The 11,919-nt window shown below is 57.6% G+C and carries 11 protein-coding genes; 1 reads left to right on the top strand and 10 read right to left on the bottom strand.

The genetic code is table 11. The annotated features are described in order from the left end of the window. Window positions 1-256: 256 nt before the first annotated feature. The 4 genes from asd to leuC form a co-directional block, all read right to left on the bottom strand. A complete protein-coding gene (gene asd / locus FPL19_RS14275) occupies window positions 257-1,372 on the bottom strand; it encodes an aspartate-semialdehyde dehydrogenase (protein WP_150913348.1) in 1,116 nt (371 codons plus the stop codon). A gap of 127 nt (window positions 1,373-1,499) precedes the next feature. After that, the gene (leuB, locus tag FPL19_RS14270) at window positions 1,500-2,573 is read right to left on the bottom strand and encodes a 3-isopropylmalate dehydrogenase (protein WP_150913346.1); all 1,074 of its coding nucleotides are present in this window, start codon (window positions 2,571-2,573) and stop codon (window positions 1,500-1,502) included. A gap of 60 nt (window positions 2,574-2,633) precedes the next feature. Continuing rightward, window positions 2,634-3,281, bottom strand: coding sequence for a 3-isopropylmalate dehydratase small subunit (leuD, locus tag FPL19_RS14265; RefSeq protein WP_150913344.1), 648 nt, complete (start codon window positions 3,279-3,281; stop codon window positions 2,634-2,636). Beyond that, window positions 3,278-4,729, bottom strand: a complete 1,452-nt coding sequence (gene leuC / locus FPL19_RS14260; protein WP_150913342.1) for a 3-isopropylmalate dehydratase large subunit — start codon at window positions 4,727-4,729, stop codon at window positions 3,278-3,280. Before leuC ends, leuD begins: the two co-directional genes overlap by 4 nt. A 112-nt stretch (window positions 4,730-4,841) precedes the next feature. Between leuC and FPL19_RS14255 the strand changes: the two genes are divergently transcribed. Further along, window positions 4,842-5,708 (top strand): LysR family transcriptional regulator, encoded by an 867-nt coding sequence (locus tag FPL19_RS14255; RefSeq protein ID WP_150913340.1) that lies wholly within the window; start codon window positions 4,842-4,844, stop codon window positions 5,706-5,708. Here the strand turns inward: FPL19_RS14255 and FPL19_RS14250 are convergent, their stop codons facing one another. The 6 genes from FPL19_RS14250 to FPL19_RS14225 all read right to left on the bottom strand — a co-directional run bounded on the left by FPL19_RS14250 (window position 5,709) and on the right by FPL19_RS14225 (window position 11,919). Then, window positions 5,709-6,860 carry an MFS transporter gene (locus FPL19_RS14250; protein WP_150913338.1) on the bottom strand — a complete coding sequence of 384 codons (1,152 nt, stop codon included), beginning with the start codon at window positions 6,858-6,860 and terminating at the stop codon, window positions 5,709-5,711. It lies immediately after the preceding gene. A 59-nt stretch (window positions 6,861-6,919) separates the two neighbouring features. Next, on the bottom strand, window positions 6,920-8,014 hold the full coding sequence (gene aroC / locus FPL19_RS14245; RefSeq protein ID WP_150913336.1) for a chorismate synthase: 1,095 nt from the start codon (window positions 8,012-8,014) through the stop codon (window positions 6,920-6,922). A 42-nt stretch (window positions 8,015-8,056) separates the two neighbouring features. After that, window positions 8,057-8,953, bottom strand: coding sequence for a 50S ribosomal protein L3 N(5)-glutamine methyltransferase (gene prmB, locus FPL19_RS14240; protein ID WP_150913334.1), 897 nt, complete (start codon window positions 8,951-8,953; stop codon window positions 8,057-8,059). A gap of 63 nt (window positions 8,954-9,016) precedes the next feature. Then, complete coding sequence (locus FPL19_RS14235) at window positions 9,017-10,150, bottom strand: patatin-like phospholipase family protein (RefSeq protein ID WP_150913332.1); 1,134 nt, start codon at window positions 10,148-10,150, stop codon at window positions 9,017-9,019. A gap of 4 nt (window positions 10,151-10,154) precedes the next feature. Next, window positions 10,155-11,057 carry a DUF4892 domain-containing protein gene (locus FPL19_RS14230; RefSeq protein ID WP_150913330.1) on the bottom strand — a complete coding sequence of 301 codons (903 nt, stop codon included), beginning with the start codon at window positions 11,055-11,057 and terminating at the stop codon, window positions 10,155-10,157. After that, on the bottom strand, window positions 11,047-11,919 hold the full coding sequence (locus FPL19_RS14225; RefSeq protein ID WP_225314442.1) for an alpha/beta fold hydrolase: 873 nt from the start codon (window positions 11,917-11,919) through the stop codon (window positions 11,047-11,049). Before FPL19_RS14225 ends, FPL19_RS14230 begins: the two co-directional genes overlap by 11 nt.

The following is an 11,919-nucleotide window of genomic DNA, read 5'->3' as shown; positions in this document are numbered from 1 at the left end:
TTCCGCCGAATTTTCTATCGTTATTATGTAATGTTTTGAACAAACAGTCTGGCAAGTATTGTTGATAAAACCTCTTTTATCAATCAATCAGCCGCACTCCTTGTACCGTTTTTTCACTATTGTTGGGGAAGATGTTGTTCGGCAACGATGATTGTTCCAAAAATAACAGGGGCGAAGACATATTTCAGCCTTCGCCCCCGTCGGGCTTCCTGAAATCAAACGCAGTTGGCATAAACATGCCTTCTGCGTGCACAGGTCATTGCTCCTGAAGAATCCGCAGCATTCTGCGGAGTGGCTCAGCGGCCCCCCACAGCAGCTGGTCGCCCACAGTAAACGCGGAGATATACTCCGGCCCCATGGCCAGCTTGCGGATCCTGCCAATCGGTACGCCCAGAGTGCCGGTCACTTTGGCGGGCGTCAGCTCACGGAGTGTTGCGTCCCGCTCGTTCGGAACCACTTTCACCCAGTCATTGGCCCGGGCCAGGATCGACTCGATCTCTGAAACCGGCAGGTCTTTTCTCAGCTTGATGGTCAGCGCCTGACTATGGGAGCGCATTGCGCCAATCCGGACACAGATTCCGTCAATGGGAATCGGGCTGTCGCTGCGACCCAGAATCTTGTTGGTCTCGACGCCCGCTTTCCACTCTTCCTTGCTCATGCCGTTATCAAGCTGCTTGTCTATAAACGGAATCAGACTGCCAGCCAGCGGCACCTCGAAGTGTTCGGTCGGAAAACCGTCAGAACGCATGGTTTCGGTCACCTTGCGATCGATCTCCAGAATGGCCGAGGACGGGTCTGCCAGCTCAGCGCCGACACTGTCCTTTAGCTCTCCCATCTGATTGAGCAGCTCACGCATATTCTGGGCACCGGAACCGGACGCCGCCTGATAGGTCATGGGCGAGATCCATTCGATCAGGTCCTGCTCGAGCAGACCACCCAGCGCCAGCATCATCAGGCTGACTGTGCAGTTACCACCGATGTAGTCTTTTACGCCCCTGCCCAGGGCTTCATCGATGACATTACGGTTGACCGGATCGAGTACGATAACGGAGTGATCCGCCATGCGCAGTGTCGAGGCGGCGTCAATCCAGTAGCCTTCCCAGCCCGCGTCACGCAGTTTCTGGTAAACCGCACCGGTGTAATCCCCACCCTGACAGGTAACGATCACATCCAGCGCTTTGAGCGCATCAATATCGAATGCGTCCTGCAGGGGCGGAACGCCATCTTTGCCAACGTCCGGCGCTGGCTTGCCTGTCTGGGACGTTGAGAAGAATACCGGCTCGATATCTGCAAAGTCGTTTTCTTCACGCATGCGCTGCATGAGGACCGAGCCCACCATACCGCGCCAACCAACAAGTCCAACTCGCTTCATGCGACCTTTGAACCTCATTTTATGCCCGCCCGCTGTCTGTATCGCTGCCAGGGACGGGATGAATTATCCCGCAGCAGCCGCATCGCGCTGCTGTCGGGAACTGAATAATCCGCGTCTGAAAAACCGGCTAGAGAGCCGCCAGAACGGCGTCACCCATCTCGCGGGTAGACACCTTGCGACCATCCGCCGACATGATATCCGCGGTACGGAGGCCCTGGTCCAGCACCTTGCTGACGGCCGCTTCAATGGCTTCTGCCGCTTTCACTTCGTTCAGGCTATAACGAAGCATCATGGCCACGCTCAGGATGGTCGCCAACGGGTTGGCAACGCCTTTGCCCGCGATATCCGGAGCCGAACCATGACAGGGCTCGTACATGCCCTGCTTTTCAGAGTTCAGCGACGCCGATGGCAACATACCGATGGAGCCGGTCAGCATCGCCGCTTCGTCCGAAAGGATATCACCAAACATGTTGCCGGTCACAATCACGTCGAACTGCTTGGGCGCCCTCACCAGCTGCATGGCGGCGTTATCGACATACATATGGGAAAGCTCCACATCCGGATATTCCCGGCGCAGATCTTCCATAATTTCCCGCCACAGAACGGTCACTTCCAGAACGTTGGCCTTGTCGACGGAACACAGCTTCTTGCCGCGCTGCTGCGCTGCTTCAAAGGCGACACGGCCGATACGACGAATCTCGGATTCGGTATAGGCATAGGTGTTATAGCCCTGCCGCTCTCCACTCTCAAGTTCACGGAGCCCGCGCGGCTGACCGAAATAGATGCCGCCGGTCAGCTCCCGAACAATCATGATATCGAGACCGGACACAACCTCCGGCTTCAACGAGGAGGCTGATGCCAACTGAGGATAAAGAATCGCAGGACGAAGGTTGGCAAACAGCTCCAGACCGGAGCGTAGCCCCAGCAGGCCTTTTTCCGGGCGACTGGCCATTGGACGCTTGTCCCACTTGGGACCGCCCACGGCACCCAGGATAATCGCATCCGCCTTGCGCGCCTTTGCCATGGTGTCTTCCGGCAGCGGCGTGTCGTATTCATCAATAGCCGCACCGCCGACGAGCGCCGATTCGAAATTCAGATCCAGATTGAAATTCTCGTTGACCTTGCGAAGCACTTTTTCTGCTTCAGTAACGATCTCCGGGCCAATGCCGTCACCCGGCAACATTAATACTGTTCTTGGCATAGTGTTTCCTTACAGAACTTTATTTTCAGCGAATTACACTGACGCTAATTCGACAAACGATCATATCCCGCTGCCAAACAACCAGGGCGCAGTTTTACGGCGACTCTCCTCGTAGGAACGAATCACATCCGAATCCTCAAGCGTAACGCCAATGTCGTCCAGCCCGTTCAACAGGCAATGCCTGCGGAAATCATCCACTTCAAATTTGTGAACCTTCCCGGATGGCGTGGTCACCGTTCTGGCCTCAAGGTCAACCGACAGCTCATAGCCTTCCTCGGACTCCACTTCGGAGAACAGCTGATCAACAGTTTCTTCATCAAGAACAACCGGTAACAAGCCATTCTTAAAGCAGTTATTGTAGAAAATGTCGGCAAAACTCGGGGCGATCAGCACCCGGAAACCGAAGTCTTCCAGCGCCCAGGGGGCATGCTCACGGCTGGAGCCGCAACCAAAATTACGGCGGGCAAGCAGAATGCTGGCAGACTTGTAGCGATCCTGATTTAGCACGAAATCCGGGTTGATTGGCCGGTTTGAACAATCCTGATCAGGCTGACCTTCATCCATATACCGGACCGCGTCAAACAGGTTCGGGCCGAACCCGGTCCGCTTGATGGATTTCAGGAACTGCTTGGGAATGATCAGGTCCGTGTCCACATTGGACCGGTCCAGGGGGGCCACTATGCCCTTGTGCTGCTTCAACGCTTTCATGCCTGCTCTCCCGCTGTCTCTCCGGTCGTTCCGCTCATCATTTCGCGAACATCAACAAAGTGGCCGTGAATGGCCGCTGCCGCTGCCATGGCAGGGCTCACCAGATGGGTACGCCCGCCAAAGCCCTGACGACCCTCAAAGTTGCGATTGGACGTGGACGCACAGTGCTCACCATCGCCCAGCTTGTCAGCATTCATGGCCAGGCACATGGAGCAGCCCGGGTCGCGCCATTCCAGACCGGCTTCAAGGAAAATCTTATCCAGTCCTTCCTGCTCGGCCTGAACCTTCACCAGGCCTGAGCCCGGCACCACCATGGCCTGCTTCAGGGTCGGTGACACTTTCCGTCCCTTGACCACTTTTGCCACCTCGCGAAGGTCTTCGATACGGCTGTTGGTACAGGAACCAATAAATATCCGGTCGAGCTTGATATCAGCAAGAGGCATATTGGGCTCAAGCCCCATGTACTTGAGTGCGCGGACAATGCCTTCCCGCTTGATCGGGTCTTCTTCCGCCGCCGGGTCCGGCACGTTTCCACCAACGCCCGCTACCATTTCCGGGGACGTACCCCAACTGATCTGGGGCTGGATAGCCGAGCCGTCCAGCTCTACCACTTTATCGAAAACGGCATCCTCATCACTGTGCAGGGTATTCCAGTACTGGATGGCCTTGTCCCGCATCTCGCCTTTTGGTGCGAAGGGACGATCCTTCACATAATCAATGGTGGTCTGATCCACAGCCACCATGCCTACCCGGGCACCGGCTTCAATGGACATATTGCAGATGGTCATCCGGCCTTCCATGGAAAGCCCGCGAATGGCATCGCCACCGAATTCAATGGCATAGCCGGTGCCGCCGGCGGTTCCGATCTTGCCGATTATGGCCAGAACCACGTCCTTGCCGGTCACGCCCGGGCCGAGTTCGCCGTCTACACGCACCAGCATGTTCTTCATCTTCTGCTGCACTAGGCACTGAGTGGCCAGAACGTGTTCGACTTCGGACGTGCCGATGCCATGGGCCAGGCAACCAAAAGCGCCGTGGGTAGAGGTATGGGAGTCGCCACAGACAATGGACATGCCCGGCAGGGTTGCGCCCTGCTCCGGCCCGATCACGTGAACGATGCCCTGGCGCTGGTCCTTGATCTTGAATTCCAGGATGCCGAACTCGTCGCAGTTCTTGTCCAGGGTTTCCACCTGAATCCGGGAGACCGGGTCAACAATGCCCTCTACGCCCTTCTCACGATCCGTGGTCGGCACGTTGTGGTCCGGCACTGCCAGATTGGCATCCAGACGCCACGGCTTGCGGTTCGCCAGCCTCAGGCCCTCAAAGGCCTGGGGCGAGGTTACTTCGTGCAAAAGTTGGCGATCAATGTAGATTAACGCTGAGCCGTCATCCCGCTGTTTGACGAGATGATCGTCCCACAATTTGTCGTATAAGGTTTTTCCCGCCATGACTCTCTCACCTGTTCGTTAATCGCTGTTGTTGATCTATTGTAACGCCAGCATCAGAATAACCTCAATTCATGTTTTTTTATATTGTCCATTCTGAACTGGAATACAGCCCATGGATGCCCACCTCCTGGAAGCCTTCGTTAACGTCATTGACCAGGGTTCGTTTTCCGAGGCCGCCGAACGTCTTCACCTGACGCAGCCGGCGATCAGCAAACGGCTTTCGGCCTTGGAAAACCTGGTGGGTAATCGCCTCATCGACCGCAGCAACCGGACGATCCGGCTGACAGACGCCGGCGCCCGTTTGCTGCCCCACGCACGACGAATTATCGACGAGGTCCACAACGCCCGCCTGGCGCTGTCAGATCGCCGGGGCAGTGTTGCCGGCCGGCTCTCGGTCATTGCCAGCCACCATATCGGGCTGCACCACTTACCAGCCTGGCTGCGTCGACTGAACCGGGAATACCCAGACGTCTCGCTGGAACTTAAATTCATGGATTCCGAAAGCGCGCTGGACCTGATGGAAAAGCGCACCGCGGAACTTGCGTTTGTGACCCTGAGCGAAAGTATGGGTTCCTCATTTGAAGTAGCCACACGATGGGAAGATGCCATGGCCTTTGTGGCCTCACCAGAACATCCCCTGGCGGCCATCGAGAAACCCGCCCTGGCAGACCTGGCGCAGTACGACGCCCTGCTACCGGAAACCGGTACCGCGACCTATCGCACGGTCAGCCGACTGTTTCTGGACGAGGGGCTCGCGCTAAAACTGCAGATTCCCACCAACTACCTGGAAACCATCAAGGTCATGGCGGGAGTGGGGCTCGGCTGGAGTGTTCTGCCGGTGAGCATGGTGGATGACAGCCTGGTTCGCCTGCCGGTGAGCTACGATGTCAGTCGCCTGCTGGGCGGCATCCGTCTGAAGGGCCGGTCATTGAGCCCGCAGGCGAAGGCATTGCTCGCCATCGCTTCGGAACTGCAATGATCAGTCATGTTCGGCCGGGGGTGGCCGCAGGCCGATCCAGGTCAGCACGATGCCAATAGCAATGGCGGCGGCACTGCCCCAGAACGCCGCCGAGGTGCTGAACCCTTCCACCAGGAACCCGGACAGCCAGGCACCGATGGCACCGCCGGCCCCGAAGGTCAGGCCACTGTAGAGCGCCTGCCCCTGGCCGTGATGGTGCTTGCCGAAAAAGCCTTGAATATACTGAACGGACACCGCGTGAAGCGCGCCATAAGAGGCCGCGTGCAGCAGCTGGGCGAAGATAAGGATCCACACGAATCCTGTCAGCTCCGCGATCAGCATCCAGCGGAACATGGTCAACCCCAGGGCCGCGATTACAATCTGCCGGACCGTGAAATGCCGGGTCAGGTAATGCATCACCAGAAACAGCCCTATTTCCGCCAGCACCCCCAGCGACCAAAGCAGTCCGATCGAAAGCTTGCTGTAGCCATGCTGTTCAAGGTGGATACTGAAAAAGGTGTAGTAGGCGCCGTGGGACACCTGCAGCAGAAAATTCATCAAAAAGAAGGTGACCACCGCCGGATGGGTCACGATCGCTTTCAGGCTGCCTTTGGGAGCGGGCGGCTTGCGTTCACCCTGCTCTGCCGGCACCAGAAAAGCCGAAACGGCAATCCCCGCAAAGACCGGTAAAAGCAGCCAGGGCAGATTGCTCACCGGAATCAGCTCGAGAATCGCCCCCACGGTGGCGACAGCGCCGATAAAGCCGACAGATCCCCACAACCGGACCTTGCCATACTTCTCCCGGGCGGTACCCAGGGCCCGCAGAGTGATCACTTCATAAAGCGGAAGGATAGCGTTCCAGAAAAAAGTGAACGCCAGCATGACCAGCAGCAGCCCGTAAAATCCGGGCTCCATGAACACCCCGGCAAAGAAAAGCGAACCAACCAGAGCGCCATAGCGAACCAGCCTCACCCGCTGGCCAGTGCGATCCCCCAGCCAGCCCCAGACGTTGGGCGCGATGATTTTGGTAAGCTGAATGGTCGCCATGAGGGTGGCGATCTGAAGGTAGGAAAAACCCTGGTCTTCGAGGTAAAGCGACCAGTACGGCAACAAGCCGCCCAAAAGAGCGAAGAACCAGAAGTAGAGGTTTGAGAGGCGCCAGTAGATAGTCATTCTCCGGTTTGTTGTCGGATTACGCCTGTGGCTAATCCGACCTACTTGCTACCTTTAAGTCAGGCTTGACCTATGTCCGGGGTTGAGACTTTGACGTCGCCATTCTGGCCGCGATGGCGCAGATAGTGGTCCATCAGCACGATGGCCATCATTGCCTCGGCAATCGGCGTGGCGCGGATACCCACGCAGGGGTCGTGCCGGCCGGTGGTAATCACTTCCACCGGGTTGCCGTCCACATCAATGCTGCGTCCGGGCAGGCGAAGGCTCGACGTAGGCTTCAGCGCAATGCTCGCCAGAATGGGTTGGCCGGAGGAAATTCCCCCCAGAACGCCACCGGCGTTATTGGACAGAAATCCCTCCGGCGTCAGTTCATCCCGATGGTCGGTGCCCTTCTGGTCGATGCAGCCAAAGCCGGCGCCGATTTCCACGCCTTTTACCGCGTTGATGCTCATCAGGGCGTGGGCCAGATCCGCATCCAGCCGATCGAATATCGGCTCGCCAAAGCCCGGGGGCACGCCCTCGGCAACCACATTGATTCGCGCGCCGATGGAGTCACCAGATTTACGCAGGGCATCCATGTAGTCTTCCATTTCCGGAACCTTGTCCACGTCCGGGCAGAAGAACGGGTTCTGATGGACCTGGGCCCAGTCGAATTTCTCGATCTTTATCGGGCCCAACTGCGACAGGTAGCCGCGAATGGTGGTGCCCAGCCGCTCGTGCAGGAACTTCCTGGCGATGCCACCGGCGGCGACCCGCATGGCAGTCTCCCGCGCTGAGGACCGGCCGCCACCACGGTAATCCCGCACACCGTACTTGTGCATGTAAGTGTAATCGGCGTGCGCCGGCCGAAACTGGGTTGCGATCTTGGAATAGTCCTTCGAGCGCTGGTCAGTGTTCTCGATCAGCAGGCCGATGGGTGTGCCAGTGGTCTTGCCTTCGAACACACCGGACAGAATCCGCACCTCATCCGCTTCCCGTCTCTGGGTGGTGTGGCGCGAGGTTCCAGGTTTACGTCGATCCAGGTCGCCCTGAAGGTCGGCTTCAGAAAGCTCAAGCCCGGGCGGGCAGCCATCTACAATGCAGCCAAGCGCGGCGCCGTGACTCTCACCAAACGAGGTCACCGTGAACAGTTTTCCGAAGCTATTTCCAGACATAATTCAATATCTTAAATCAGATAATTAATGTTTTGGTTAAAGTTAAAGCCCGGCAGTTTCAAGATCTTCCGCCGTCAGCAAAAACACGCCATCACCACCGTTTTCAAATTCCAGCCAGGTGAAAGGAAGGTCCGGATACGCCTCCTGAAGCGCGACCCAACTGTTCCCAACCTCAACGATCAGCAGGCCTCCAGGGTTCAGGTGGCCCCGCGCCTGCGCCAGAATCCGATGCGCAATCTCCAGTCCGTCATCCCCGGCACTCAGACCCAGTTCGGGTTCATGCCGGAATTCTGCGGGCATATCCGCCATATCTTCTGCGTCGACGTAGGGCGGATTGCTCAGGATAACGTCATAACGGCCTTCAATGGTATCAAACACGTCCGAGCGAACCGTGGACACCCGGTCTGATACCCCATGGGTATCAATGTTGACCGCTGCTACTTCCAAAGCCTCCGGCGACAGATCGGAGAGATCCACGATGGCCTCTTCGAAGACCATCGCCGCGGCAATGCCGATACAGCCGCTGCCGGTGCACAGATCCAGAATACGGCCCGGCTCCCGCTCTCCCAGCCAGGGCTGCAGACGACTCTCCAGCAGTTCACCCAGGGGCGACCGGGGCACCAGCACACGTTCATCCACGTAGAACGGCAGCCCCATGAACCAGGCTTCACCCAGCAGATACGCCAGCGGTATACGCTGGTCAATACGCCGCGACAGGCGCTGAAGGATCAGTTCCCGCTCGGTCAGTGTCAGCCGGGCATCGAGAAAAAGCGTGTTGTTCTCAAGCGGCAGGTGCAGTGTTCGCATCACCAGTTGAACGGCTTCATCCCAGACATTGTCGGTGCCATGGCCGAAAAAGAGTGTCGATTCCGAGAAGCGGGAGCACACATATCGAAGATAATCACGGACGGTCTGCAGTTCATTAGCGGGGTCGGCCACAACACAATCTCTCTGGCAGATAACTGAAAATAAACGCGGAGTATACGCGTTTTCATTCCAGCGCTACAGCGCCATGGGTCCGGAGCTGTTCATGTCCTTTTCATAACGGTCCAGTACCGCGGCCATGCGCTCGCGGCCCAGCTGAATCAGCTCCGGGGCCCGATGGTAGTCGTAGCTGCGACTGGCGTTCTTGGGGATATTCACCAACAGATCTGGCGGGTACCCGGCCAGTTTGTACTGCGCCAGGGCGCTCTGCATGGTTTCGATGGTCAGGTTCATCACATCGAACTTGCCGATACCGAGCTTGTCCCAGTCGATGGTTTCGTGATCCTCGTTTTTCTTTTCCGCGATTTTTTTGACCAGTGGCTTTTTCGCAGGGTCTTTCTTTTCCGATCCCTCTTTCCTGTCGGAAACCTCTTTGCGGGCAAGCGCCTCGCCGATTTTATCCTGCACCGGTGTATCGTCACCGGGTGCCCGGTCCCGCCTGGCAGTGAAGGTCTTTAGCGCGTCCCAGTCGAACAGTTGGCTGGCCTTGTCCCGCAGCTTGTTGACCCACTCGTCCATTTCACCGCCCTCGCCGCTGCTTTCACCACTGCTGTGGAAGGCAGCATCGGGGATACGGTTGCGGCGATCGTCTTCGCCACTCAGATTGACCGCAACCACCAGATCCGCGTGGGATGAGATCGTGGGAATAATGGGCAGAGGGTTGAGCAGCGCCCCGTCGACCAGAACCCGGCCGTTAAGAACCAGCGGCGTGACCACGCTGGGAATGGCGACTGATGCACGAATGGCCTGGTCCAGCGGCCCTTCCTGAAACCAGATTTCCTTATGGCCCAGAAGGTCGGTTGCGACCGCTGTGTAGGCCAGCGGAAGGTCTTCTATGCGGATATCACCGATCATTTCCCGAACCACGGAAAAGATCTTCTCGCCACGGATCGCGCCTACTGAATTAAACGTCACGTCCAGCAGTTTCAAAACATCAAACTGGCCCAGGCCGGTCACCCAGTCCTTGTAATCCTTCATCCGGCCGGCGGCGTAGACGCCACCAATCAGAGCCCCCATGGAGCAGCCGGAAATGGCAATAATATCGTAGCCACGCTCGCAGAGGACTTCGATGGCACCAATATGGGCGTATCCCCTCGCCCCGCCGCTGCCAAGAGTCAGCGCCACGGTTTTCCTTTCCTCATTGACGGTCACGGAATCACCTCTGAATAACCATTACCTCAACCCGATTGCCCTGACGATCGGGGTTGGGAATGACCACGGCCGGGCCCACAACAATGCGTTCCTGCTGACTTTCCGGAACACCGGTTTTTGTCAGCAGACGAGTCAGAGATTCTGCCGCATTTTCGGCCCGCTTCATGGCGTCGCCAAACGATTCGTCATCCTCAAGTTCACTGTAGCTCACAAGAACCACCCGGGCATCCTCCGTGGCCGACCATTCGTTAATCAGGCGCCGGTCAGTGGTGGTCCAGTCGAAGCTGAAGGTAATGCCACCCTCCCAGGGCACCAGTATGGGGCCTTTGATTCTGGATCCCCCCGTACCGAGGCCCGGAATCGTCGTTCCTACGGGCGCTTCCAACTGCTCAACCCACACATACTCACGCTGATTGGTCCGTTTGACGGTGTAGATAACCGTCAGCGAGGGTTTCCCGTTCTCATCGATCTTGCCAGCGACCACGTAATTCTGATCCCTGTTCGAACCAAAGAGCGTTGACTGATCAAAAATCTGATTGGCCCAGACATTGCTACCGCCACAAGACACACCGGAACATTCAAACAGAACCGTCGCGCCACGATCACGGAGCCGGCGGAGGTAATGGTTCAGAGCTTCCTCGCGACTGGCCCCGTCCAACACCCGGAAAAGCTGTCCCTTGCCCTTGACCGGCAGCCGTGCGAGCGACGCAGAGCGAATCTCATTGCTTACTTCCCTTACCGGGCTAAACAGCACCAGCCGCCCCGGTGAAGAAATCTCGACGGTTTCCTCAAGAACCGACTCCTCGAAGGGTTCCGGCGGTACCTGGGTCGCCTGTGCAAACCCGGCAACCAGTGCCAACAGGCTAACGATGCCACGAATGGCGGTTCTACCATGGTCAAACAACATTGATAAAATCCCTCACAGCGTTGGCAACCGGCCCGATATCGCCATCAAGATGACAATGGTGCCCTCCGGGCACGGATACAATATCAAGCCCGGCAATCGCCTCTGCACGTAAATTCAGTTCCGGCCGACTGGCAAGTAACCCTTTTTCCGCCCGCACAAACCGGGTCGGCGTTCTGACCTGTTCCAGACATCCCTGTACCTGGGACTCATCCATCATGATCATGGACGGATGGCGCAATTGCGCATCGGTAGACCAACCATAACCTCCCGCCACTTCTTGCAGGTTTCGGGGAATCAACGTCATGGCCGCCTCATGGGACAGCGGAATCATGCCGCCTTCCCGGGCTTTGGCCGCTTCCTTGATCGTGTCATAAACGACAGGCCTGCCCGACCCCGCCAAGCGCTTGCGTATGGCTTTTCGCATTTGTGGGATTACTTCCGACGGCTGACGCGTGAGCGGGCCCAGACTGTCGATAAGTACCACCCTTCTCACGCGCTCTGGAAAAGCCGCTGCATAGAAGAGCGAGATGATGCCCCCGAGGGAATGCCCCACCAGATCAACCTTTGCAGGCGCCCCGTCATCGTTAAAGTACGTCTCGACCAGCTCTGCCAGATCAGCAATATAGTCCGTCAGCGGGTAACCCTGGCCCGGCGGGCGATGGCCAGACTGCCCGTGGCCGGCCAGATCAATGGCATAAACATTACGATCTTGTGCCAGAACAGGCGCAAGACGGGCAAATGACAGGGCATTATCCAGCCAGCCATGAATCATCAGCACTGGCGTGTCGGGGGTGTGGCTGTCAGTGTGGGATGCGGGCCAGTGAAGGCCCGCTAGGGTGAGATGCCTGAGCGGCCAGGACAT

The sequence above is a fragment of the Marinobacter halotolerans genome, assembly GCF_008795985.1.
In the GTDB taxonomy this organism is placed as follows: Bacteria; Pseudomonadota; Gammaproteobacteria; order Pseudomonadales; family Oleiphilaceae; genus Marinobacter; species Marinobacter halotolerans.
The sequence above is the reverse complement of the archived record's forward strand: the minus strand, read 5'-3'. Positions and strand labels throughout refer to the sequence as shown.